General features: G+C 37.1%; 17 protein-coding genes. 8 read left to right on the top strand and 9 right to left on the bottom strand.

Going from position 1 to position 25,378, the window contains the following annotated elements:
- Nucleotides 1-120: 120 nt before the first annotated feature.
- Nucleotides 121-1,845 carry a hypothetical protein gene (locus ABMA76_RS05685; protein ID WP_393061101.1) on the bottom strand — a complete coding sequence of 575 codons (1,725 nt, stop codon included), beginning with the start codon at nt 1,843-1,845 and terminating at the stop codon, nt 121-123.
- Between the two features lie 113 nt (nt 1,846-1,958).
- On the opposite strand from ABMA76_RS05685, the gene ABMA76_RS05680 reads away from it, so the two are divergent.
- The gene (locus tag ABMA76_RS05680) at nt 1,959-3,881 is read left to right on the top strand and encodes a hypothetical protein (RefSeq protein ID WP_393061099.1); all 1,923 of its coding nucleotides are present in this window, start codon (nt 1,959-1,961) and stop codon (nt 3,879-3,881) included.
- 30 nt (nt 3,882-3,911) lie between these two features.
- On the opposite strand, the gene trxB is transcribed toward ABMA76_RS05680, so the two are convergent.
- Both trxB and ABMA76_RS05670 read right to left on the bottom strand, forming a co-directional pair.
- Nucleotides 3,912-4,841, bottom strand: coding sequence for a thioredoxin-disulfide reductase (gene trxB, locus ABMA76_RS05675; RefSeq protein ID WP_392860840.1), 930 nt, complete (start codon nt 4,839-4,841; stop codon nt 3,912-3,914).
- A 26-nt stretch (nt 4,842-4,867) separates the two neighbouring features.
- Nucleotides 4,868-5,053, bottom strand: a complete 186-nt coding sequence (locus tag ABMA76_RS05670; protein ID WP_392908198.1) for a hypothetical protein — start codon at nt 5,051-5,053, stop codon at nt 4,868-4,870.
- Nucleotides 5,054-5,155: 102 nt separating this feature from the next.
- Between ABMA76_RS05670 and ABMA76_RS05665 the strand changes: the two genes are divergently transcribed.
- Nucleotides 5,156-6,718 carry a hypothetical protein gene (locus ABMA76_RS05665; RefSeq protein ID WP_392908200.1) on the top strand — a complete coding sequence of 521 codons (1,563 nt, stop codon included), beginning with the start codon at nt 5,156-5,158 and terminating at the stop codon, nt 6,716-6,718.
- Between the two features lie 9 nt (nt 6,719-6,727).
- A complete protein-coding gene (locus tag ABMA76_RS05660; protein WP_392908203.1) occupies nt 6,728-7,861 on the top strand; it encodes a hypothetical protein in 1,134 nt (377 codons plus the stop codon).
- A gap of 28 nt (nt 7,862-7,889) precedes the next feature.
- On the opposite strand, the gene ABMA76_RS05655 is transcribed toward ABMA76_RS05660, so the two are convergent.
- The 5 genes from ABMA76_RS05655 to ABMA76_RS05635 all read right to left on the bottom strand — a co-directional run bounded on the left by ABMA76_RS05655 (nt 7,890) and on the right by ABMA76_RS05635 (nt 15,219).
- Nucleotides 7,890-9,203 (bottom strand): glycerol-3-phosphate dehydrogenase/oxidase, encoded by a 1,314-nt coding sequence (locus ABMA76_RS05655; protein ID WP_392908205.1) that lies wholly within the window; start codon nt 9,201-9,203, stop codon nt 7,890-7,892.
- Between the two features lie 13 nt (nt 9,204-9,216).
- On the bottom strand, nt 9,217-10,635 hold the full coding sequence (locus ABMA76_RS05650) for a hypothetical protein (RefSeq protein ID WP_392908207.1): 1,419 nt from the start codon (nt 10,633-10,635) through the stop codon (nt 9,217-9,219).
- A gap of 5 nt (nt 10,636-10,640) precedes the next feature.
- The gene (secA, locus tag ABMA76_RS05645; RefSeq protein WP_392908209.1) at nt 10,641-13,205 is read right to left on the bottom strand and encodes a preprotein translocase subunit SecA; all 2,565 of its coding nucleotides are present in this window, start codon (nt 13,203-13,205) and stop codon (nt 10,641-10,643) included.
- Nucleotides 13,206-13,220: 15 nt separating this feature from the next.
- The gene (locus tag ABMA76_RS05640; RefSeq protein WP_392908211.1) at nt 13,221-14,345 is read right to left on the bottom strand and encodes a M23 family metallopeptidase; all 1,125 of its coding nucleotides are present in this window, start codon (nt 14,343-14,345) and stop codon (nt 13,221-13,223) included.
- 124 nt (nt 14,346-14,469) lie between these two features.
- Nucleotides 14,470-15,219, bottom strand: coding sequence for a Stp1/IreP family PP2C-type Ser/Thr phosphatase (locus tag ABMA76_RS05635; protein WP_393061097.1), 750 nt, complete (start codon nt 15,217-15,219; stop codon nt 14,470-14,472).
- A gap of 265 nt (nt 15,220-15,484) precedes the next feature.
- Here ABMA76_RS05635 and ABMA76_RS05630 point away from each other — a divergent pair, with 265 nt between their 5' ends.
- The 4 genes from ABMA76_RS05630 to ABMA76_RS05615 all read left to right on the top strand — a co-directional run bounded on the left by ABMA76_RS05630 (nt 15,485) and on the right by ABMA76_RS05615 (nt 22,138).
- The gene (locus ABMA76_RS05630; RefSeq protein ID WP_393061095.1) at nt 15,485-17,539 is read left to right on the top strand and encodes a PrkA family serine protein kinase; all 2,055 of its coding nucleotides are present in this window, start codon (nt 15,485-15,487) and stop codon (nt 17,537-17,539) included.
- Between the two features lie 29 nt (nt 17,540-17,568).
- Entirely contained in the window at nt 17,569-18,690 is a 1,122-nt protein-coding gene (locus tag ABMA76_RS05625; protein WP_392860825.1) for a DUF444 family protein, read from the top strand.
- Between the two features lie 24 nt (nt 18,691-18,714).
- The gene (locus ABMA76_RS05620) at nt 18,715-20,196 is read left to right on the top strand and encodes a SpoVR family protein (RefSeq protein WP_393061093.1); all 1,482 of its coding nucleotides are present in this window, start codon (nt 18,715-18,717) and stop codon (nt 20,194-20,196) included.
- A gap of 115 nt (nt 20,197-20,311) precedes the next feature.
- A complete protein-coding gene (locus ABMA76_RS05615; RefSeq protein ID WP_393061091.1) occupies nt 20,312-22,138 on the top strand; it encodes a hypothetical protein in 1,827 nt (608 codons plus the stop codon).
- Nucleotides 22,139-22,157: 19 nt separating this feature from the next.
- Here ABMA76_RS05615 and ABMA76_RS05610 read toward each other — a convergent pair whose 3' ends face one another.
- Complete coding sequence (locus ABMA76_RS05610) at nt 22,158-23,588, bottom strand: hypothetical protein (protein WP_393061089.1); 1,431 nt, start codon at nt 23,586-23,588, stop codon at nt 22,158-22,160.
- 79 nt (nt 23,589-23,667) lie between these two features.
- Here ABMA76_RS05610 and ABMA76_RS05605 point away from each other — a divergent pair, with 79 nt between their 5' ends.
- Nucleotides 23,668-25,368, top strand: a complete 1,701-nt coding sequence (locus ABMA76_RS05605) for a hypothetical protein (RefSeq protein ID WP_392908228.1) — start codon at nt 23,668-23,670, stop codon at nt 25,366-25,368.
- The last annotated feature ends 10 nt before the right edge of the window (nt 25,369-25,378 follow it).

Raw genomic sequence — 25,378 nt, 5'->3', positions numbered from 1 at the left:
CTTCCCTGGTCTTTTTAAAACTGCTATCCGATGCAGTTTCTAGTTACTAAATGTAAACTCTCAGATCGATCCGTGATCTGTTAATAAAATTATTTCAATTTTGCTTTGGGTCTGTCAAATCTAAGACGCTTTTTTTCTCATTAAATTTTCCACAAAAATACTTTCAGTATTCTTATAAGAAATAGACTTATCACATGAATTTAAGGTGTTAAGGATGTATTCCTGTAGTTGAGTGTTTTGGTTGCTGTTGAGGATTTTTCTTGAATCCCTTGCTTTGAGCTTGAGATGAAGTACTTGTTCGTTTGACTCAGATTTTAAAAGGGCCTTAACGATTATTGAGTGGAGGGTGCTATTATTGAAGTCCCAGTTAGCGGCCTCTAAATCATTTATTGATTCTTGTGAGAGTTTTTTCACACTCATGCCACGTTTAGTGCACTCGTATTTAATATAGTGTTTTGCGATTTCAACAATCTCTGCTCGACGTAGTCGCAGAGGTGGAATATTGAGTTTCACTGTTGTGATGAGATTGTAGAGGTCTGTTAAAATGATGTCGTTCTTCTCTAGCGCCTTTAGATCATTGGTAGCAATTGTTACGATTCTAATTTTTAGGGATCTAATAATATTGTAGAAAGTTGCTTGTTCATCGTAGCTTAGCATCTCAAGATTTTTAACGATTAAATCTTTTATACCCTTATTTGTTAGCTCACTTATTTGTTCGAGCTTTTTATGATTGGTAACTTCATCATCATTAAAATCAATGACAGTTTCTTCATTGTCACCACAAATATAGCGTGCATATGCTCTCTTTCCAAGGCCTGTTTCTCCGTGGATGTAGAGGTTTTCTCTAGTGTTTTTAATAGTGTTGAGTGTGTTAATTATCGATTGTCCTGTTTGTGATTTATCGCTGAAAATGAAGTGATCAGGTAGTTTGTTTTCTACCTTTTCACTGCTAATTGTATGCTTTTTATCTGCATAAAAATATGAGATAAGGCTAGCGATAATCTTTATATTTTCAATCATCGTAAAGTTAAATTTTCCACCTGATACGCTATTGGACATACAAATAATGCCAATACTTTCTCCATTATGGTTAACAATAGGGGACATAAGAATATTTTTTATGTCGAGATCGACACCTGTTGCTTTTTTCTCGTGAAAGCTTTTGTTAATGATAACTTTATTGAAATAGGCTTCTTTTAGAATACTGTTAAAGCTATGGTCTCTTGGTGTAACGTCGCTATTAGTTCTCTCGATTTCAAATTCACCTGTTTTGGCATCAAAGAGAAAGATATGGTAATTTTCACAACGAAAAATACTAGGAAGCTCGTTTAGAATATCGATAATCCTACCGCTATAGGTTTTTTGAATTAAGCTTTGAAAGAGTGAAAATAATTCAACTCCATCATCTCGGTTGATCTTTATCTTATTTTGGCAGATTTGAAAGAGTTTATCTTTAAGCTTGGCCGTACGGTAATGTGATAAAAAATCTTTTAAAAAATATTTTAAAACTGTTGTTTGAGAATTTGGCTCAATTGAAATTCCGTAAATAGTCTTTGTCACATCCTCACAATAGATGAATGATCGGATGATTATCCCCGTTAGTTCAAAGTCCCAGTTATTAAAAAGTCTTTTGGTTGCTATTTTAATTTTAATCTTCTCGCCAATTGAATATTTTTGCGAGCAAATGAAGTTTAGGCCAGAGAGATTTATTGAGTCAATGCGAACATTATTATGTTTTATATTTTCACGCTCCATTGTGATAACTTCAGCACTAACTCTATCTTCCTCGTGAATTGGAAAGCGATATGATTTGAAAAATTTGTAATTTTGAATATTAAATTTCAATTATTCCTCAATGATGGATCTGTTTTCAGATATCTCCTTATCGTCGATTTCTTTAGAATTTTTATATCTCTTAGAGTTAAAGTTAGTAATTTTACTAGACGATAAATATTCATATGAAGAAACTTAGAAATTATCGTATTAAACTAAAAGAGTCGGATAATATAGAGTGTATTCTCTATGAGATGATTGGAGACTCAACTTCAAACTCATTCAATGTGGCCGTCGACAATATATCAACAACAGGTATTGGTGTTCTCATTGGCGAGTATGTTGATAGTCAGATTTTTAAGATAGAAATTAAGTTTAAAAAAATACGATTATTCCAAACTGTTAAGTTAAGACGATATCGTCCTAATTTTAACAATGCCGGAGATAATTATCTTGGCCTTGAGTTTATTGACTACGAGGTTGAAAGCATTATGAACCTCATGACAGAACTCGTTTCTTCAATGGGCAAGAGACGTCTTCGAAACCTTATGTATGATATGGTTTTGAATGAAGCAGTTGCCGGAAATTATGACTCTGATAATACTTTTGATAAAGATATCGATGATAATGTTTCAGTTTCAATGATTCTCGATTTATTTCACATTTTTAAGAATTATCGCAATAAAGTTGAATTGATAAAATTATTCATTATTGAAGTCCAAAGAATTGTTAAGGCACGAGATGCTAGAGCATTTATTGTAGGACATGATGAACACACTTTTAGTGAGTTTGACTTTCACACTAATCAACTCAAAGAGATTGAGTATCCTATTGTTGGAATACTTGAGGAGCTTTATAACAATCCACGTGGTATTAAATCTAAGTTCTCTCAATCTCTATCAAGTGATGAGTTCTTTAATATGTACGAGGTAGTAAATAATACGACCATTTCAACATATATGATGTGTCCGATTTTCGATCATAATGAAAATATCTTTGGAATTTTAAATTTTTCAAATAAAGAGAAAAATGAACTTTTTACTGACAACGATTTAAAACAGGCCATGTTTTTAGCACGAGTTATTGGCCTTCTCTATTTTTATAAGAGTGATGAGATCGATGAGTATGAAGAATATAATAATGGTGACTATGGAGACGAGTTCGATACTGATGTTGCTTTTAATACATCGATGGGAGTTAGTGTTTTTGCTAAAGGTGCACAAGCGTTCTTAGATCAATATAGCGCACCTAATGAAAAAGGCCCTGTTTATATTTATGGCGGCGAGGGAAGTGGTAAGTATTATCTTTGTGAGAAAATTGCACGCCAGTCTAATACGGCCAATACTCATATCGAAGTTGTTAATTGCTATGCAAAGATGACAAAGAAGGATATTGATGAGGTTGTTGATAAGATTAGAGATCGTGTCATTAATGGCCATGTGATCTTTAAGGGCCTCGATAAGCTTTCACCTAGGGTTGCCAATTATATTATCGAGACTGTTGATAGTAGAGAATCGTTCAGAATTCTATTTACTGGTACTGTTTATTTGAATGATTTAACGATTCCAAGCTTTAAAACCATCTCACTTGTTGAGAGAAAAGAAGATATACTCTTCTTTGCAAATTATTTTATCTCACAATATAGCCTTAAAAATCATACCACTAAAAAACGTCTTTCTCATCGTGTTCAGAAAATGCTTCTTGATTATGACTGGCCTGGTAATATCTCAGAACTCAAGGCCTGTATTGCAAGGCTAATGATCTTTAACAAAGGTAGTGGAAATCTAACGATTAGAACAAGTGAGATCACTCCTTTATTTGAAAGGGATATACAACCACAAATTTCGATTGAGGCAAATGATTTAAAAATCAATGCCTTCGATGAACACGACTTAAATGAACAGGAGTGTGCTGACCTTTATCTTTACTTCTTTGTGGCCAAGCAATTAAAAGAAGGAGCTGTTGGGCTTAAGTCTGTGGCAAAGGGCTCTTTAATTGATTACGAGGATATGGTTGGCCGCCTTAAAAATGGTAGTAAGGTTGTAAAGCGTTTGTTTAATGAAACTGTTGAAAGAGTTGAGTTGTATATTTCAGATAATGTGGCCTAGTTTATCCCTAGGCCACGATATGAATTTTAATTATTCGTTTTCTTCTAAGAATCTTTCTGCTCTGATTGCTGCCTGACAACCTGAACCTGCCGCAGAAATCGCCTGACGGTAGTAAGAGTCTTGTACATCGCCACATGCAAAAATACCTGCAACGCTTGTATCTGGGTGTCTACCCTCAGTAATGATAAAGCCATGATCATCAAGATCTACTTTACCTTTTAGGAAGTCTGTATTTGGCTTATGTCCGATACCCATAAATAGGCCATCAGTTTTTCTCTCTGTAACTTCACCCGTTTTTAGGTTTTCTACTTTAATTGAAGTTACACCAGTTGCATCAGCGATGATTTCTGTTACAGCGCTATCCCATACGAATTCGATCTTTTCGTTATTGAAAGCACGCTCTTGCATTGGCTTAGAAGCACGAAGCTCATCTCTTCTGTGGACAACATATACTTTAGAAGCAAATTTTGTTAGGAAAGTTGCTTCCTCCATTGCCGTATCTCCCCCTCCAACTACGTGAACAACACGGTCGCGGTAGAAGAATCCATCACAAGTTGCACAAGCACTAACACCTTTACCAATTAATTCTTTTTCATTTGGTAAACCAAGGTATTTGGCCGAAGCACCTGTTGCAAGGATAACTGCATCTGCAGTGTAAGTTTTATCTTCATCAACTGTAAGAGTAAAAGGTCTCTTTGACGTATCAAGTCCAGTGACAAAACCACTCAAGTATTGCGTTCCAAATCTCTGAGTTTGTTTTTTCATATTGGCCATAAGTTCTGGCCCCATGATCCCTTCTGGGAATCCTGGAAAGTTATCAACATCAGTTGTCGTCGTTAATTGCCCACCTGGCTCATGTCCTTCAATAACAAGAGGTTCAAGGTTTGCACGTGATGCATATAGGGCCGCTGTATAACCAGCAGGACCTGATCCAATAATAATGACTTTGTGGTGTGCCATTCAAAAACTCCGTTTTTTTCTAAATTTTACTCAATTCCTAATTCTTTCTTAATTTCCTCAGGACGATCATCTTCCTCAGGATTCATTTCGTAGTATGCGTTTACACTAACAAGATCATCAGGATTAGTTGCTTTCTTAGTAGTTTTGTAAACTTCGCCAGTCATTTGGCATTCGTATCGAAAAATTTGAATATTCTTCTTTCTTTTGGCCATATCTTCCTCCGTTCACTCATGGTGCACCGTGGCATAATTTTGTAAAAATATACATACCTTACCATATTGTTTCAAATACTTCCATTCGTTATAATTAAATATATGGATAAATATAAACAATTCGTAATGATACTTTTGCTAAATTTATTGATGGCAAATACTTATGCAATGATGCAGGCAAAAATTGTGGCCCTTTCTCAGTCAGGACGCACAATTAAGCTTTCTGTCGGTAAGCTTACAGGACTTAAAACTGGTGATGTGGCAGACGTTTCAATACGTATTGGCGATTATCAAAAACCTAAATATCTCTACCTTGGAAGTATTGAGCTTCTTAAAGTATCAGACCGTGAATCTTACTGGTATTTCAAAGAAATTTCTGGAGATAAGCTAAACCGAGCTAATTTTGCTACAGATAAAACTATTGCGCTACAAATTCGATCACAAACCGCTAGTGGCCGTTATAAGAAAAAACCTGTTTACGAAATTAAGGCCTATGAATCAAAGAAAACAAAATTTAATAATCAACACGCCATTGATGGTGAAGTTCCAACAGACCTAGTTCAAGATAAAGAGACTCCTAGTGATAAGAATTATGATTCAAGTTTCGATGAGTCGACAATTTATAAGGTGACAAAGAAAACTCAGTTAAGAGATGGTGACGAGATTATCGTTAAAGATGGTAGGCTTCGTTATAAGTATGTCGATTCTCAGCTAGGGCCTGTTGATACAACAAAGCTTACGGCCAAAGAATTTGATGTACAAATGGCGCGCCAAAATCAAGAACAATTAAATAAGATCTCTGCTGCCCAAGATGGCTATAAGGAAATGCTCTATAGTGGAAGTCCTGATTTAACTGGCGCAAACTCAAACCTCTCAATACCCAATGTAATGGAAGAGAGTCTTGCAAGAGAAAGAGCTAAGAATCGAGTGACAAAATCGGCAAAAGCAGTTCTCGATAAAGAAGGACCACTGTGGTCTGCTGATATGGATAGTGAGCAGCTTAGCCGCTACTTAAAGTCATCAGGTATTGCTCGCGAAAAATTTAGAAGAGAAAATGTTCTTTCAATTGAAAGTGGTAATGAAGTTCAATTGAGCTTTATTTCAAACCTTATGCCTAATTACACGGAAAGTGATAGTAATCACCAGAACCTTGGTTATGGCCTGGCCGCTTCTTATGAATTTCATCTTATTAGAGCACATGACTCCCTTAGGAAGTGGAGCGTGGACTTTGGTCTCGACGTTTCAAACTTAAATGTTGATCTTGGTGGTATCAATGGCCGCATGACTTATATGAATTTTGGCGCACATGTTAATTACTACTTCTACAATGCCCCATATGTTCGAAATAAACTTCTTGCTTTTGTAGGTCTTGGAATGAAACGTGGTACGGGTGAGACGACTTCAGCCTCTTTTACAAATTACAGTTATGACTATGAGTCAGTCGCGCTACCTTCAATTACTCTTGGAATTAAAACGAGAATCTCTACATTTCGAGACTATGAAAAAGGTAATATGTTTGGCTACGGTATAGGTGCGAAGTTAAACTACGAGCTACTAAGTTTGTCTCCTATAAGTGAAGTTAATGTAGCGGATGCTAATAATTTTGCACTAAACCAAACAGTTAATAATTTAAAATTTATCGCTAGTTTAAGTATATTTTTTTAAGGATATGATATGACAGGACGTTTACTAAAAATTCTAACCTTCTCACTAATTGCTCTATTTAGCTCTAGTACTTTGGCACTGGATATTGATGAGAAGTTAACTTTCAGAATTCTTCAGACTTCAACTTCGAAGAAAACAATTCTTATGAATCGAGGTCTAGAAGATGGCCTTGTTATTGGGGATCATGCAAAGTTCTTTATTACGACAGGTGTTTTTGCAAGAGCAGTATGTATCAAGGCCACACCTTCGCGTTCTGTTTGGAGTATTTATCGAATTGTAAAACCTAATGAAATACAACGTGATAAAGTTGCAAATTTAAAGATTTCCTCTCCTGTGAAACTAACTAATGATCGTTCGAAGTCTCTACAGGCAACATATCCAGGTGGAAAGCAGATAGGGGAGCCTGTTGATATCAATCGTTCTGCCCCACAACAAAGAAGTGCCTATACTCAATCTCAAGCTTCAAGTAGCTATAAAGATAACTACGAAGAACAGAGTGAGCTTGAGGCCATTAAAACAACATCATTTTCAAGCAATCAGACAATGTCTAAGCCTACACCAAGTAAGATTCTAGACAAGAATATGGCCTTAAATGTTTCTGCAGGTTTTAATATGCTTAGCGGAACATATGATAATGTTGGTGTAAGTACTGATACAGAATTAAGCTCGCTTGGTTTTGCTGGAGAGTTTGAGCTATTTTTTCCAAAGTCTCAAAGTTTTTTACAAAAGTTTTCACTTAAAGCAAGTGTTGGTTACTACTCTGGAAGCAATGGGATCTCTGATTCAACTTCATCTTCAATTGATTTTGGCGGTGCCGTTAATTTTCATATTTTCAATCCTCTTGCAACGAACCGCTTTATTCCTTATGTTGAATTTGGATTTGGTTTATCGATGACTTCACTTAATGAAATCCCACAGTCTGCTGGCTCTTCAACAACAGAAAGCCTGTCAGGTTCGGGGACATATATGAATTTTGGTGGTGGTATCAAGTACACACTTGATTCAGGATTTGGTTTTTATGCTAAGGGGGACTACTTTAGTAGCTCTTCAACTTTCAGTATTGAAACTGGTGGATCGACAGTTGAAAACACGATCTCTTTAAGTGGATTTAGAGCAATTGCTGGAGCCTACTTACGCTTCTAGTTTCTCTTAACAGACGCTACATTATTCTCTAGTGGCGTCTGTTAAAATCTTCTTCACAACGTACAAACTCATACTTCCTAACTTCTACTTCCTGCTCAGCAGTGAAGCCTTTCTGCTCAAAGGGATTATAGCGCATCTTAAAGCGAAATTCTGCAAGGGTTTTGTCTTGAATATATGGTTTCTTATGTTTGTGAACTATTGCTCTTGCTACATCCTGGGCCATCGTTCTAAAGGTTGTATATTTCCCTCCAATGAGAACGTGACAGTTTTTCAATGGTTGAAAGTATTTGTGAACTCGCGCAGTCTTTCCTAGTGCGGCAGTGGAGTCATCTTTTACGAGAGGACGAATCCCTGCAAAGCTAGAGATTATGTCACTTTCTGCAATCTTGGCCTTTGGGAAGTATTGATTTAAATTAGCGAGTAAGTAATTGATCTCTTCTTGTGTTGCTTTTAAATCAAAATAATCTTCTTCTACTTTTGCTTCTGTTGTACCGACAAGAATTTTATCGGCCTGTGGAATGACAAAAATAACTCGGCCATCATTTGGTGTTAAAAGAATTGCAGTCTTTATTTTTAAACGTTCCTTTGAGATCCAAATATGACTACCACGTGATGGTAAAAGTTGTGGTTGCCAGTGGATTTGTTTTGATTTTTCGAGGATTTTATCTGTAAAAGGTCCTGTCGCAAAAACCAAATCATTGCAGTAGACTTCCTTTGTTATTCCTTCAATTTCATCATTTAGAACAACTCTGACTGTACCATCTTCTAGAAACTCATAATCTTCTAGGCCCACATGATTAAGAGCATGACAGCTAGGATTAAAGGCGCCATCTCTAAGGACTTCAATTGTTAATCGGCCATCGTGTACAACAGCATCATGATAAACACCGCTTCCTTTTAAGTCGTCCTCTTTTAAATCCGCATTAGTTTCAAGTGTTTCGATTTTACTCTTCATCTCATACGGAGAGTTTTGAAAGCTTGAAAGAAGATCATATAAGAAAAGGCCAATTCTAATCATCCATTTTGGACGAATTGAATCAGAATAGATTGGTAGATAGAATTTTTCTTCAAAGCATAGGTGAGGCGCAAGCTTTAGCCAAAGGTTCTTCTCATGTAAGGCTTCCCATACTAGGGGAAAGTCAAAATTTTCAAGATAGCGGATTCCACCGTGAAGCATTTTTGAGCTTTTAGAGCTCGTTTGGGAAGCAAAGTCCTTCTTATCCACAAGAAGAGTATCGACATCATGTAGGCTTAGGTCTCGGAAAACTCCGGCCCCTACAATGCCTCCTCCAATAATAATGGTGCTATAAAAAACTTTTGTATCGCTTAAATTGCTAATCATAATTGTCTAATCTCTATGCCTTGTTTTCTTCTAAAACGACATAGTCCCCATGGGCCATGATAATAATATCATTCGACGCTGAGTCTTTATTGTGGTGATTTACTGTAAAGTGGATCGAAATAATTGCATTCGCACCTTTTTTAAAAGCGCTTTCTTTAAATTGGTCAGAGAAGTATTCGATTAGGTTAATTGACTTAATATCATTAAACTCGTTACCATCGATGACTTCATTTATCTGCATTGGGCCCAAGCTGTGAGTGATAAGATATCCTGGGACGAAGTGAGAAGAGCTAAGTAGAACATCTTCTTGGTTAAATTCTTTATTATTTCTTACAAAATGCTTTGATTTATTCTGATTGATTGAGCGTGGCCCTGTTAAACCTCTTTGGTCACTGTGGTCATAATTTGGGCTAGCATGTATTTCATGGGCCAGTCCAACTTTGATCACGCGACAATAGCGACGTAATTTTCCTGCTAAGTAAATAGCACTGAACTCACCAATTTGTGCAATAAGGAGCTGTCCACTTTCAAGGCCTGTACGATAAAGGTCTTCATTATCTCCCAAGAGCCCATGTTCATTCAAAACGGCAAGAATACTCTCATCATATTGACCAGGAGTTATCCCTTGCATAAGGATGGAAAAAGCAGGATTACCACCAATTGCAACCTTGCCGTATGTTGAGTTGGCCGCAAAGTCTCTGACTTCACCAAAGTCTTGGGCCACTTTGATTTCAGGTGCTACCGTTTCAGGAGTTGCTGTAAGTTGAGTTTCCACCTGCTCATATGCTTGTATTTCTTGTTCAGTTAGCTCTTCTTGCTGAGGGGCTTCTTGATAGGAGCTGTTGTCTTCTTGAGTTTCTTCTTCAAAAGGTGAAAGTTCAATTTCAGCTTCTTCGCCCTCTTGGTCATCTAGCTGTCCATCTTCTCGCTGATCTTCTTCTAGTATTTCGTCTTCGTCGTTTTCAAAGTTTTCGAAATTATCAAAATTTGTCTCTTCTTGGCCTTCAGTGTTTTGGTCTTCAAAGCTTGCAAAGTCTTCGTTGAAGTCTGTTTGATCGTCTTCCTGAAAGTCGTTCTGAAAATCGACCTGATTGTCTTCTAGATCTTCTTCTAAAGCATCCTCTTGGTCGTTAAGGTCAGATTCATCAAAGGCGTATTCTGCCTCGTCATATGAGTCATCTTCATTGTTGTCATTATCAAATTCTTCTTCTGACTCTAAAGTGTCATCATCAAAATTTTCTTCTGAATTATTTGAATATTCAAATGGCGCTAACTCGATTTCAGCTTCGTCCGCTTCGTTCTCATTGTTTGAGTCCTCATTAGACTCATCGAGGTCAGCAAGAAGCTTGTCGAGCTCATCATCTCCCTGATGAAGAAACTCAGACAAGTCCTCAATGCGTGTTAAATCGTTCTTGTTATCGCCATCTGACATATTCGTTATGATCCGTGACAGTGTTTAAATTTCTTTCCTGAACCACACGGGCAAGCGTCGTTACGTCCAACCTTTACTTGTCCACGTGAGCGAGGAGCTTGTGCTTGCGCAGGCTCATCACGTCCTTCTTCTTCAGCAATTCTTTTTGCTTTTAAGATCTCAAGTTGCTTTTGTAGCTCCTCTTCCTGTTGACGTCTTAGTTCCTCAATCTCTTCTTGAGTATAAAGACGAACAGTAAACATATTGCGAACAACACTTGCTTTTACATCAACACGCATTTGCTCGAATAGGTTGAAAGCTTCTCTCTTATATTCAGTCAGAGGATCTTTTTGTGCGTAGGCCTTAAGGTTGATCCCTTCTTTTAGGTGATCCATATTTCTTAAGTGATCTTTCCAGTGCTGGTCAAAAGTAGAAAGTAGAATTTCTCTTAGAGCAAGTGTTACTTGTCTTTCATCATAACCAGCAAGCTTTGTTTCTAGAATTTCTTTTGCTCTTTCTTCAAAGTACTTACTTACATTACCTTCGAATTTCTCTGAACATTCAACCGCACTTACTTCGTATTCTGTGTTAAAAGTTGCACAGAATCCTGATTTCATGTCTTCCCAAGGAAGGTCCTCAAGAGGAACTTTCTTTTGCGGACGATATGTTTCGTAAAGGTTGTCAGCAACATCTTCAGTCATCTCTTTTACGAACCCTAGGTTGTCTTCATCTGAAAGAATATCACGACGGATACGGTAGATAACTCGACGTTGTTCATTCATGACATTGTCGAAGTCAAGAAGGTGCTTTCTTATTTCAAAGTTGTGCGTTTCTACTTTCTTTTGAGCTTTAGCGATGGCATTTGTGATCATCTTGTGCTCAATTGGCTCATCTTCTTCCATACCAAGAGTGTTCATCACTTTCGCAATACGATCACTACCAAAGATTCTCATAAGATCATCTTCTAGAGATAGGAAGAATTTTGAACGACCTGGGTCTCCCTGACGTCCTGAACGTCCACGAAGCTGGTTGTCAATACGACGAGATTCGTGTCTTTCTGTACAAAGGATATATAAACCACCAAGGGCCTTTACTTCATCATTAATTTTTATGTCGGTACCACGACCGGCCATATTTGTTGCAATTGTTACAGATCCCTTTCGACCAGCATTTTCAATAATACCGGCTTCTTTCCCATGTTGCTTGGCATTTAAAACATTGTGTTCAATTCCTGCCTTTTCTAGCTCTTGTGAAAGTAGGTTAGAAGAGTCAACTGTAATCGTCCCAACTAGAACCGGTTGGCCTTTTTCGTTTAGTTCTCTTAGAAGCTTAATAATTGCTCTATATTTTGCTTGCTTGTTCTTATAGATAACATCCGCTTCATCAACACGTGCAATTGGAAGATTTGTTGGGATAACAATTACGTCAAGATCATAGATCTTTTTAAATTCTTCAGCTTCTGTATCTGCCGTTCCTGTCATACCTGCAAGGTTTGCATACATTTTAAAGTAGTTCTGGAATGTAATTGAAGCAAGAGTTTGGTTTTCTTGCTTGATCTCAACACCTTCTTTTGCTTCGATTGCCTGGTGTAGGCCATCTGACCAACGAGAGCCTGTTTTTAGACGTCCAGTGAATTCATCAACGATAATTACTTCACCGTCTTTAATGATGTAGTTAGCGTCTCTTTTGAATAAGTGGTGAGCACGAAGTGCTTGGTTTAGGTGGTGAAGTAGAGCAGAGTTTTCGATATCATAAAGATTATCAACTTTCATAAGCTCTTGAACTTTTAAAATCCCTTCTTCTGTAAAAACAGCTGACATTGATTTTTCATCAATCGTGAAGTGTTTTTCAACTGTAAGTTGTGGGATAACTTTATTTGCAACTCCATAAAGAGTTGAATCACCTTCACTTGGTCCTGAGATTAGCAGGGGAGTTCTGGCCTCATCAATTAGAATCGAGTCAACCTCATCCACGATACAATAGTGAAAGTCTCTTTGAACATATTCCTCTAAAGAGAATTTCATATTATCTCTTAGGTAGTCGAAAGCAAATTCGTTATTTGTTCCGTATGTGATATCTGAAGCATATGCCTTCTGGCGATCTTCATCTTCCATATCTGCGATAATACAACCAGTCGTTAGACCTAGCCAATTATAAAGAACACCCATTTCCTGAGCATCACGACTAGCTAGGTAGTCGTTTACAGTTACAAGGTGAGCACCTTTTCCTTCGAGAGCTTTTAGGTAAAGAGGCAGAGTTGCAGTAAGAGTCTTACCTTCCCCTGTCTTCATCTCCGCAATAATTCCTTTGAAAAGAACAATTCCACCGATGATTTGAACATCATATGGTCGCATTCCAAGGACACGCTTAGCAGCTTCTCTAACCGTTGCAAATGCTTCTGGTAGAAGTTGGTCTAGAGTCGCTCCTTCACTTAGGCGTTGCTTAAACTTAGTTGTCTGCGCCTTAAGCTCGTCATCACTAAGTTTTTCCATTTGTGCTTCAAGTGAATTAATTTCATTAACGATTGGCATGAGCTTTTTGATATCGCGATCGTGTTTCGTGCCAAAAAAAGACTTAAGCGGATTAAACATTTAAATTTCTCCTAATTAATCCAGTACATAATAAAGTGGATCCACCGGTGTTCCATTAATGCGAATTTCGTAATGCAAATGGGGGCCTGTGGATAAACCGGAGTTACCAACTTTTGCAATTGGCTGCCCCCGTTTGACCCTTTGGCCTTTTACAACGATGTTTTCTGAATTATGTCCGTAAACTGTAGTTATACCGTATCCATGATCTATTTCAACGTGGTTTCCAAAACCGTAATTTTTCTTTGATGTTTTAACGATACCATCCGCAGGTGCAAGAATGACGGTACCAATAGGTGCACCAACATCTAGGCCCTCATGCATTTTTACTCGTTTTGAGTAGTGACTCATACGAGGCCCATAGTAGGAAGTAATCCAACCACGTGCAGGAAGAAGCGTCGGTGTTGATCTTAAAAAAGACTCGCGATCAAGTAAGAATTGATCGAGCTCATTTACACGAATCTCTAAATCACCTGAAATCTTGCGTAGGATTGAATATCGATAATCAAAAAACGCAAAGTTTTCAGCTAACTTAAAACTTTGTTTAATTAAGCTACTCCATTCTTTTGTAAAGCTATAACCAGAAGTTAACCCAAAGTTAGTTGCAATCTTTCTCTCGTAAAGATCATTGATGTCGCTAAATTCCTCGACACTCTTGAGGTCTATTAGCTCCGACTTAACTTTATCCATTAACTCCCGGTCTCGTTGGGGGATGAGAACAGACTGCGGATTACGAGAAGGGTTCGATGGGGCCGAGTGATTATGGCCGTGATCGCCTTCTTGGGCCTCATGCTCATCAGAGTTTTGCATCACAGGTTTTGTCAGATCAAAATCTTTAAAGCCAGAGATAACCCTTAATTTACTTTCAATTTTTTGAATACGTTCAATATCATCTGTTAATGTATTGAGTTTCATATTAAAAAGCTGAATTTGCTCTTTAAGTTGACGGTTCTCAATGCTTAGGTGACGGTTTTCGTAAACTTGTTTAAGAATTTTAATATAGTCAAAAGTAAGAATACCTATAACTGCTACGATGATAACGATGAAAAATAGGACTGAGTTAAAGATCACGCGTGGAATGCGAAATGACTTAACTCCCTTCTCCTTTTCAGGAATTACCATAATTGTGTAAAAACGACTCAAAATTACTTCCTTGAATTTTCAATAATTTCTGATGTTTATTGTAGGTTTCTTGATAACAGTTTGCAAGATATTAATCCATGACACGTTGAGACGTATAATCGGCCTCAATAGGAGAGGGTTAAGATTAATTAACTACCGCTAAAATAACAGATATATTGTCCTGTCCACCGTGTTCATTGGCCTGCCTCACAAGTGTTTGTGCGCAGTCGTGAATGAGCTGATGACTTAGTTCGTCGTTCTTTTTTATCATATCGCTAATGATAAAGAGGATATCTTCGTCACTTAGTTTTCCATGAAGCCCGTCTGAGCAAAGAAGAAAAATATCTCCCTTATTCGGTTTGTAATCATAAAGATCGACTTCAATTCCTGATTCAAACCCGACCGTTCGAGACAGGTAATTCTTATTTGGATCATTAGCAGCTTGTTCACGAGTATAGATTCCAAAATTGATTTTTTCTTGGATGACAGAGTGGTCTTTTGTTAATTGAAAGATTTGTCCTTGAGTGATGACATAGGCACGTGAGTCACCAACATTTGCAATACTTGCTTTATCTTCGCCAAAGAGAATTCCAACAACAGTTGTTCCCATTCCTTTTAAAGATGGCTCTTCATCAGCGTAATTTTTAATTTTTTCGTTAGCAAAGTGAACAGAGTCTTTAAGGACAGAAGAAGTATTGGTACTTGATGCTTTGAGCTCTTTCACTTTCTCTGCAATATATTTGATGGCCATTGTTGAGGCCAGTTCACCGCCAGAGTGTCCACCCATGCCATCTGCCACGACATAGAGTTTACTTGAATTCCCAACGTAAATTGAATCCTGGTTGGTCTCTCTCTTGCGTCCAATATCTGATACGCCGGCACAAATAATTTCCATATTCACCCTTGTAATCCCTCAACAATGCTAAATCTGTAATTCCTATATTTTCAATTGGATACAGATTTTAGTCAAATGCTTTTGTTGGGCATTCATTTTGCCAAATATTTGCCTAGTAATTTTAGTGAGTACCTGATTATTTTACGGTGTCAAAAAGTCACTACATATTTTTTTTATAGTTACCTTTGCTTCTACTTAGTTTTTCACGTTATAATATATTTAGGAATTTAGCTTGCATCGAATGCAACTCATGGATGGAGAAGATATGACTAAAATGAATATGAAAGACTTTATGAGTGAGAACTACAAAGTTGAAGACTTTGCTCACTTACACTGGACGGGGAGTTTTCAGGATTACGTAGATCTTGTAGCTGAAGACCCAAGAATTGGACGTAATTCATTCCAAAGAATTTTCGATATGATTATGACTTTTGGAACGAGTACTTATCTAGAATATAAAAAAGAAATCACTCGCTATCACTTTTTTGATGATCCAATTGGAAATGGTAAAGATGCCGTTTTTGGAATTGATGTACACCTAATGAAATTAGTTAACTTTTTTAAGGCCGCAGCTCTTGGTTACGGAACTGAAAAAAGGGTTCTACTACTTCATGGGCCTGTTGGTTCTGCTAAGTCATCAATTGCAAGAAATCTTAAAAAAGGTTTAGAACACTATTCACGCACAGATGAAGGTGCTCTTTATACTTTTGAATGGTATGACGAAGAAGAATCAGACATTCTTGGTGGACAAAAAGTTTTTCCATCTCCAATGCATGAAGATCCATTAAAGCTAATTCCACACGAAGTAAGAAAAGAGTTCTTAGAAAATATGAATAAGGGTAATAAGGACCACAAGATTAAAATCCGTGGTGAAGTTTGTCCTGCTGACCGTTATATCCTCAATGAATACATGATTAAGTATGATGGTGACTTCATGAAAGTTATGGAAAACCATATCCGTGTAAAGAGACTTATTCTTTCTGAAAAAGATCGTCTAGGTATTGGTACCTTCCAACCTAAAGATGAAAAGAACCAAGATTCAACAGAATTAACAGGTGATATCAACTATAGAAAGATTGCTCAATACGGGTCAGACTCAGATCCTCGTGCATTTAACTTTGATGGTGAATTCAATATCGCTAACCGTGGGATTATCGAATTTATCGAAATGTTAAAGCTTGATGTTGCTTTCTTATATGACCTACTTGGTGCTTCTCAAGAGCAATCAATTAAGCCAAAGAAGTTTGCTCAAACAGATATTGACCTTGTTATTCTAGGCCACACAAATGAGCCAGAATTTAGAAAGCTTCAAAATAATGAGTTTATGGAAGCTCTACGTGACCGTACTGTAAAAATTGATATTCCTTATATTACTCGTCTTGATAATGAGGTAAGAATCTATCAACGTGACTTCAACGCTGAAAAGATTCCTCATGTTCACATCGCCCCACACACTTTAGATATGGCAGCTATGTGGGCCGTTCTAACTAGAATGGAAGAGCCAAAGAAAGCCGATCTAACTCTTGTTCAAAAGCTTAAGCTTTATAACGGTAAGACGCTAACTGGTTATAATGAAGATAACGTAAAAGAACTTCGTAAAGAAGCTGTTAGAGAAGGTCTTGAAGGGATCTCTCCTCGTTATATTCAAGATAAAATTTCAAATGCACTTGTTAAGTATGGACACACTGGTTCTCTAAATCCATTCATGGTTTTCAACGAACTAGAGTCTGGACTTAAGCATTCAATGGCAAATAATCCAGATGCTGTAGAGAAGTATCGTGAGATGCTAGCAATTGTTCGCCAAGAGTATACTGACATCGTTAAAAATGATGTTCAAAAAGCAATCTCTCTTGATGAAACCGCAATTGAAACTCTATGTGCAAATTATATTGATAACGTTAAGGCCTACACTCAAAAAGAGAAGGTTCGCAACAAGTACACTGGTAAGCTTGAAGAAGCTGATGAGCGTTTCATGAGAAGCATCGAAGAGAAAATCGACATTGCTGAATCACGCAAGGATGACTTTAGACGTGAGATCATGAACTACATCGGTGCTCTTGCAATCGAAGGTAAGCAATTTGATTACAAGATGAATGAAAGACTACACCGTGCACTTGAACTTAAGCTTTTTGAAGATCAAAAAGATGCGATTAAGCTTACAACAATCATCTCAAATGTTGTTGATAAAGAAACACAAGAGAAGATTGATGTTATCAAGTCTCGTCTTATTAAGAATTACGGTTACTGTGAAATTTCAGCAACTGATGCTCTTAATTATGTCGCTAGTATTTTTGCAAAAGGAGACAGTGCTAAGTCTTAGGACTTAGCACCTCCACAACTGGAGAGTTAATGGATCACCCGATTAAAAGAGACCACGCACGTTTTCGTAAAATTATTAAAGGAAAGGTGCGTGATAATCTAAGAAAGTATATTGCCGGCGGTGAGATGCCTATTCCAAAAGGTAATGGCCAATTTAAAGTTCCAATGCCTTCTATCAACACTCCACAATTTCGTTTTGGCGACAAAAGCCAAGGTGGAACAGGACAGGGTGATGGCCAACCTGGAGATCCAGTCGATGGACAAGGTGAACCACAAGAAGGTCAAGGAGAGCCAGGAGAAGCTGGTGAAGGGGAAGGTGAGAAGGCCCTTGATGTTGAAATGAGTCTCGATGAGCTTGCTTCAATTCTTGGCAATGAGCTCGCGCTACCTAAGATTGAACCTAAGGGGAAGAAGAATATGCAGTCAACTGTGGATCGCTACACTAGTATCGGTACAGTTGGGCCAGATTCCCTAAAGCATTATAAGAGATCTTTTAAAGAGGCCTTAAAGCGTCAAATCGCAATGGGGACTTATGATCCAAAGAATCCTGTGGTTGTTCCAATTAAAAGTGATATGCGCTACCGCTCAAGTGATTCAAAGATTGAATTTGAAAACTCTGCGGTTGTTATTTATATGATGGACGTCTCAGGTTCAATGGGTGATGAGCAAAAAGAAATTGTTCGCACAGAATCTTTTTGGATTAACCTATGGCTTAAGTCTCAGTATAAAGACATTGAGATTCGCTATATCATCCACGATGCAACGGCAAAAGAAGTTGATGAAGAGACATTCTTTAGAACGCGTGAAAGTGGTGGAACTCTGATTTCGTCGGCACTTAAACTTTGCAAGGATATGATCGCTAGTGATTATAATTCAGATGAATGGAATATTTATCCTTTCCATTTTTCTGATGGTGATAACTGGTCGGCCGAAGACACAAAGGTTTGTCTTGATATTTTAAAGAATTCAATCATTCCAAATTCAAATGCATTCTTCTACGGACAAGTTGAGTCTCGTTATGGTTCAGGTCAATTTTATAAAGACCTTTCCAAAGAGTTCGGTGAAAAACATGAGGATGTCATTTTAAGTAAAATTAAAAATAAAGAAGCAATCTTAGATTCAATAAAAGATTTTCTAGGAAAAGGTAAGTAAGGCGTGACTCCAGTAATAAGTAGTATGGAAAGAACAAAACCACTAAGTGGTGAACTTGCAAGATTAAGAGATGAAGTACACGGCTATGCAGTCGAGTACGGACTTGATTTCTATCCTGTTGTATTCGAAGTTTGTGACTATGATACAGTTTGTATTCTTGCCGCAAATGGCGGATTTCCTTCACGCTATCCTCATTGGAGATTCGGTCTAGAGTATGACCGCCTTGCTAAAGGTAATAAATACGGTTTTCAAAAAATATACGAACTTGTGATTAACACAGACCCTTGTTATGCCTATCTTCTTAGCTCTAATCGTTATGTTGATCAAAAGCTCGTTATGGCCCACGTTTATGGCCATGCTGACTTCTTTAAAAATAACGCTTGGTTTAGAGGAACAGATCGTCGCATGATGGATGTTATGGCCAATCATGGGACAAAAGTACGTCGCTACATGGATAAGTATGGCCAAGATCGTGTGGAAGAATTCATTGATACAGTTCTTTCTTTTGAAAACTTACTGGATGTTAATGTTCTTTTCCAAAGTGAAGAAAAACAAAAAACATCGGCCGACGAGGATTTTGAATTCAAAGATGATCGCTCGCAAGTTCTGCGCTCTTTCATGAACTCTAAAATGGGACGAGTTGGACTTGAAGAAGGTAAGGACGAAGTTAAAAAGACGCCTCTAGAGCTATTAGATGAAGAAATTCGCGGCACACGTGATATCATGAAATTTCTTATCGATCATGCTCCAATTGAAGATTGGCAAGCGGATATCATAGGAATTCTTAGAGAGGAAGCATATTACTTTCTACCTCAAAGAATGACAAAGATTATGAATGAGGGATGGGCCTCTTATTGGCACTCTAAGATTCTAACGAAGAAGGCATTGAATAGTTCTGAGATTATTGATTTTGCAGATATTCACTCTGGTGTTATGGCCATGAGTAAGCAAAATATTAATCCATATAAAATCGGTATTGAGCTGATGCGCGATATTGAGTACCGTTGGGATACTGGAAAATTTGGTAAAGAATACCAAGACTGTACAGATCTACACAAGAAAGAGAATTGGCATATCGAAACGAATAAGGGACGCGAAAAGATTTTTGAAGTAAGACGTACTCATAACGATATTACTTTTATCGATGAGTTCTTCACTGAAGAATTTTGCAACCGTATGCAGCTTTTCACTTATAAGTATAACTCACGCACTGGCCGAAATGAGATCGAAACACGTGACTTCAAAGAAATTAAGGCAAAGCTACTAAATCAACTAACGAACTTTGGTTCTCCAATAATAGAGGTCGAATCTGCTAATCATAAGAACCGTGGAGAGTTACTTCTTCGCCATGTTCACCAGGGTGTCGATCTTGACCTAACTCAGGCCCAAGATACGATGGCAAATATCTATAAGATTTGGAAGAGACCTGTTTCAATCACAACTGTTGTGGAAGATAAGTCTATTGTTTATCAATTTGATGGTGTTGAGTTTAAAGAAGATAAGTAGTCGCTTTATTAATGAGTTGTCTATATTGCTTGTTGACCTAAAAATAGTTTCAAGTAAAATTGAAGTAACTTTCAATATTAGAAATTTTAGAATTTAAGTCAATTTAGGAATATACATGCTTTTAAAAAGTACTTTCTTTGTTTTATCACTTTGTGTTTCAATCCAAACATTAGCTGCAATAAAGCTTAATTCAGGACGTGGTGATATTTCATTGATAAGTAAGAATCAATCACGCCAAATAGATGCAACTAAAATCTCTAGTGATATAAATCTTTCTCAAGACACTCTTATTATTACTGAAGATAATTCTTATGCTCGACTTTCAAATGAACGTGGTGATTTACTTATCATTGGGCCAAATTCAAAGGTAACAATTGAGCTTATCAATGCACCAGAAGGTGACTTTATTTCACTTCACGCCGGGATCATAAGGCTTAAAGTTAAGAAACAAAGAAAGGTTAGGGACTCTCGCTTTGATCGTATTTTTGTAAGAACTAATAGCGCTCTTGTTGGCCTTGAAGACACTGATTCTCTTGTTCTCTACAATATCTATAATAACGTAACTGGAACACTGACTTTTACTGGCAAAGCAAATATGAAGCGAATTAACCGCTCTCATAAATTCAGTGCGGGGGAAAGACTTGTTTTTAGAAGAAGTCTTAATGAACAAAAAATTAAATTTAAATTTCGTACAAATAATGAAATCAGAAATTTTAGCAAAGAGATTAATGATGTTCTCTTTGGTGAAAAATTAAAGGACGTGGCAACAGTTGCACGTGGCCAATATAGTGCTACATTTCACGAGTCAAGGCCTGTTTCCATGCCTGTTAAGTTAAACCCGTTACAACTATCAAGGCTTTATTCGAATAATCGTTTAGATATGACAGTCTATTCAGAAGATACTGATAGTGAGGAAATTAACTTATCTCCGTATCCACTTACAGAAAATCTCTTCAAACCTGCTGAGCAGAGAAGCTCATATCGTGGCCAGTATTCAAGCTCACAAAAAAGGTATGCGCCAAAGGCCGGTGGATTAGTCGATTTGGTTTCTGGTATTTATATTCCACCTGAAAAGAATGCGACTTTCAATGAGAATTATCGTGTCTATGAAGCACGAGAAATTGGACGTATCAACAGCTCCAATGGGAATTTTATTTCCCCAAAGAATCTTACGCTTGATCCAAACCGTGGATTTCTTGTTGTTAATAACACTCATGAGTCAATTCAAAAACAAAGTGAATTAAATGACCTCTTAAAATCAAACTTACTTCTTGCAAGCTATAAGAGTGTTAGTGGCAAGAAAATGACGACGGCCGAAAGGTTCTCTTCAAATATTGTAGGGCTCTCTCTTGTGAATCAGGGCCATACATTCGGCTATGATAGTGGTGATTACGAATTAGGCAAGAGGGGGATTGAGCTTAGCTTGGCCCTTATGGGGAATGGACGCTTTCGTCCATTTGCCAAGTTTAGATTATTGAATGAAAATTTTGCGAGCTCAAGTCTATCAAATAATATTGAACGATTCTATCAAATGAATCTTGGTGTCGATTATCAATTTGGTTCGATCTTCTACGTTAGTGGACAGCTTTCAATTGATGAAGAGCCTATTGTTTTAAATGCTACTTCTAGTATTGTCAGTGCAACTCTTACCAATTTTATCGGAGAGTTTGGTGTTAAGGTTCTTAATTTGAAAAAGCTAGACCTCTTTGCTAAAGCTGGTGCTAAGTATAGCTTGGCCAATGCTGATGATGGCTTTGATATTCAAAGTGGTATGGGCCTTTATTTCGGTGGTAAGCTTGATTATTGGCTTAATCGTTATAGTTTCGTCTTCGCTGAGCTAGAGTATTTAACACACTCTTTCTCTATTTCTGGTGGTGGTAATGACAGCGATGTTGATATGAGTGGCGCGATGATTAACTTTGGCTACCGCTATTCTTTCTAGCTTTACTAGACTTTGAAAATCAGTGCCCTAGGTCTGGGTACTGTGCTAAGTCTAGCTCGTAAATATCTTTTTGATAAATAAGCACTGGCTCATCAAATTTCTTTTGTGCTGGCGCTGTAATCATGGACTCAAGTCGATCCTGTATCGTTTTTGATTCCATCTTTTGATCCTTTCGAATCACTTCTGTTGTAAAATTATCCCATAGTTTCGATTGCATATGCAGCCAGCAACTGATGATGTTCTTGTTAAGGCATGACTTATCACTAAGCTGAATCCAGTTTTGATCATTATTTAATAATTTTAAATATGTACTAAGAATCGCAGCCTCATAAGGTAGACGCTTGTTATAACGAATATCCAGATTATTCATTAGGTAAACGGCCTCTTTAAACTTTCCTTCTTTGATAAGAATATTGATTCTTAAAAGTTCTTTTTCACGAGAAAGTGAGTCTGATAATGGAATTTTTGAAAGTGCGATTCGCGCATTCTTAAAATTTCCACTAAGCCATGCTGTGGTAAGTATGAGTTTATTATTTACGATTGATTCAGGCTTTTGAATTAAGTTTGATATATAGTGAGAATAGGCCGTCTTGATATCTTCTTTATGAATCTCCATGTGGCCTTTAATTTTATTTGTATTTGTATTGTCAATTGATTGAGCAAGTTTTAATGCTTGATCATACTTTCCAGCGTTATAAAGATTAACTGAAACTAGTGTTCTAAGCATTGGGTCAGCATAGAATTCAACTGGTATTGTTCCATAGTGTTTTAAAACTCTTTCGTGTTCTTTAAAAAAGATACCATAACGAAGAACTGTTTTTATGATATCGATATTATTGCTGGCCATTAGGTCTCTGATTCGTGTTGATCTAACATAACCTTTAAGGCGCTTTTCTAAGACAAGGTTAAGCCAAGTATTGTCCTGATAAGGATTCTTGTTGTGGCTTCTGATAATGCAATTATTAAAGATTTCTTCAATTTTCTCATTCATTTCTTTTGGCATTGAAAGGGCACTCACCATTCTCATTGTACAATTTTGATAAAACCAAGAGGCATTATCTTGTAAGGAGGCCAGTGTCTCGCGTGTCTCCTTGGCCCGTGCATCGGAAAAGTATGCAAGTACAAGGAAGCGGTTAATGAGAAGTTGTTTCTTATAACTATTTGTTTTGGCCGAAAGTTTTTCTAGAACAAGGATGGCATCATTGGAATGGCCATCAATTAAAAGGGATTTAGCAACCCTCAATTGATCAAGAAAATCCTTGCGATCATCTAGTTGTAGCCCTTCATTGAAATAAGCGGCCTCAATTTCGTGATAGATATTATAAGGTGGGTCTAGTTCTCGTTTGGCCTGTCTTGAAATAATATGTGCATTAGATTGTGCACGAATGACTTCACTTAATAACGATAAGCTTATGAGTAAGAGAATGGCCTTAAGTGAAATTATTTTCATATTTATTTCTTTTAAATTTCCTATTAAACCTTTCGGGAATAATTCCGATAACTTAAGGGAAAGTTTAAATGGATTTTACATGGATGTTTTTGCAAAATTCTTAAAGTATGTGCGTTTGTTGGCCTGCCCATTGCTGGTAATCATATCGCTACAAGCTCTACCAGCGGATTCCCTTGTTCTTAACAAGCAAGGTGATAAGATATTTGATAATCTTGGTAAATCTATAGAGCAATCACGAGTTAAAAACTCTAAAGAGAATTTTGACCTTTTAAATAATTATCGAAAGTTCTATCTCGAGGACGAAAAGCTTGATTATTTTTGTCGTGAAAATAGTGCGAAACTATATTTCAACAATGGACTAGAAAGAGATGAGTTCTATCGTACAATTATGGCCACTCTTCAATATAAAATGATGAATTACTCGATGCAGGCCATTGCAACCTATGCTAAGAAGCTTCAGTTTGATAGTGAGCAATATGACAACCTCGTTAATTCTCTGGTTTCGAAATGTTCACAAAATATTACTTTGATGGGCCATCGCCTTATTAAATATCTTTTTCAAAACTACTTTAAAGATGAAGGTGAAATCTTTTTACCAATTGATCAAAGAAAGAAACTCTACACAGATAAGTTAAATAAACTACAAAGTGAAAATGAAATTCTAGTTAATGAGTTATATTACACAACAGGTGTTTTCTCATATGCCTGTTCTTGGGGTGGTCAAGTCAATTACCCAAGAAAACTTGCTGATTTCTTATCGTCTTCTGCTGTCATGAGCTACATCATTCGAGAGCTAAGTGGGCTTGATACTTATGCATTTAAGGATAAGCTTTCAGATAAAAAAGGGGGCCTTTGCCGTAATCAAATCTGTCGCCCAAAGAGTGTCTCTAAAATTCAACAAGATATTATTCGTCCCGTTGGTTCTGCTAATCTAAATTTTGATTTCAAGTTGGCCTATTGTGAAAAGTTCCGCTTTTCGTCACCTAAGTACTCGACAGAAGTTGATAGTAATTTCGTTAAAGCGCTTGATGAATTTAAGGATGAAAAACCTCGCCTTATTGGCCAATTCCTGGCCCTTGTAACACGAGTGCCAGACTTTAACGTTTGGACACATGATTCTAAAACGATCAAAGATTATATTTCTTTATCAAATGACGGCCTATGGGATTTTTGGGCCCTTGATTATCTTAAATCAAACGCTAAGAAACTTTCTTATGAAGAAGCGCTCGTCATGCAAGTTGATAAAGAAGTGAATGATTACTTTGTCTACCGTAAAAGCTTTCCCGAAATAAACTTCAATGTTCTTCATGGTGAGTTTGATAAGGCCAGTGATGTGACAAATATGATTAATTTGCACTTCGATATCAATATTCCACGCACTGATATTAAGTGGATTTATGAGCAATATAAAATCGCTCATGTTGGAAATGACGACAAGAAAGTTGAACAGCTAAAAAAGCGCCTAAGTCTCTATATTGAAAATGACTATAAAGGTATTAAAGACACCTTAATGCAGTTTTCTGTGAATGCTGATCTAACACAAGTGATGACGAACGAACTAATTAGACAATTCGATATAATTGACTATATCGAGCTGCCTAAAGGTGATGGTGCAAAACAATTAAAGATTGGTGTTAATATTCGCATTGCTCCGTTTGCCCTTGTTGCGATACGAAATAAGAGGATTGTCACCGATCTATCAACAAGGGACTTAAATGAAATTAAGTCTTTAGAAACCCTAAATAATATCGATTCTATGGCCGTCGAAGCTAAAAAATGATAAATAGCCT

Source organism: Halobacteriovorax sp. ZH5_bin.2 (assembly GCF_043196375.1).
GTDB lineage: Bacteria > Bdellovibrionota > Bacteriovoracia > Bacteriovoracales > Bacteriovoracaceae > Halobacteriovorax_A.
The sequence above is the reverse complement of the archived record's forward strand: the minus strand, read 5'-3'. Positions and strand labels throughout refer to the sequence as shown.

What these genes read in the sequence shown, in the direction of transcription:
- ABMA76_RS05680 (WP_393061099.1), top strand. Translation starts at nt 1,959, where the DNA reads ATGAAGAAACTTAGAAATTATCGTATTAAACTAAAAGAGTCGGATAAT.
- trxB (WP_392860840.1), bottom strand. Translation starts at nt 4,841, where the DNA reads ATGGCACACCACAAAGTCATTATTATTGGATCAGGTCCTGCTGGTTAT.
- ABMA76_RS05670 (WP_392908198.1), bottom strand. Translation starts at nt 5,053, where the DNA reads ATGGCCAAAAGAAAGAAGAATATTCAAATTTTTCGATACGAATGCCAA.
- ABMA76_RS05665 (WP_392908200.1), top strand. Translation starts at nt 5,156, where the DNA reads ATGGATAAATATAAACAATTCGTAATGATACTTTTGCTAAATTTATTG.
- ABMA76_RS05660 (WP_392908203.1), top strand. Translation starts at nt 6,728, where the DNA reads ATGACAGGACGTTTACTAAAAATTCTAACCTTCTCACTAATTGCTCTA.
- ABMA76_RS05655 (WP_392908205.1), bottom strand. Translation starts at nt 9,203, where the DNA reads ATGATTAGCAATTTAAGCGATACAAAAGTTTTTTATAGCACCATTATT.
- ABMA76_RS05650 (WP_392908207.1), bottom strand. Translation starts at nt 10,635, where the DNA reads ATGTCAGATGGCGATAACAAGAACGATTTAACACGCATTGAGGACTTG.
- secA (WP_392908209.1), bottom strand. Translation starts at nt 13,205, where the DNA reads ATGTTTAATCCGCTTAAGTCTTTTTTTGGCACGAAACACGATCGCGAT.
- ABMA76_RS05635 (WP_393061097.1), bottom strand. Translation starts at nt 15,219, where the DNA reads ATGGAAATTATTTGTGCCGGCGTATCAGATATTGGACGCAAGAGAGAG.
- ABMA76_RS05630 (WP_393061095.1), top strand. Translation starts at nt 15,485, where the DNA reads ATGACTAAAATGAATATGAAAGACTTTATGAGTGAGAACTACAAAGTT.
- ABMA76_RS05625 (WP_392860825.1), top strand. Translation starts at nt 17,569, where the DNA reads ATGGATCACCCGATTAAAAGAGACCACGCACGTTTTCGTAAAATTATT.
- ABMA76_RS05620 (WP_393061093.1), top strand. Translation starts at nt 18,715, where the DNA reads ATGGAAAGAACAAAACCACTAAGTGGTGAACTTGCAAGATTAAGAGAT.
- ABMA76_RS05615 (WP_393061091.1), top strand. Translation starts at nt 20,312, where the DNA reads ATGCTTTTAAAAAGTACTTTCTTTGTTTTATCACTTTGTGTTTCAATC.
- ABMA76_RS05610 (WP_393061089.1), bottom strand. Translation starts at nt 23,588, where the DNA reads ATGAAAATAATTTCACTTAAGGCCATTCTCTTACTCATAAGCTTATCG.
- ABMA76_RS05605 (WP_392908228.1), top strand. Translation starts at nt 23,668, where the DNA reads ATGGATGTTTTTGCAAAATTCTTAAAGTATGTGCGTTTGTTGGCCTGC.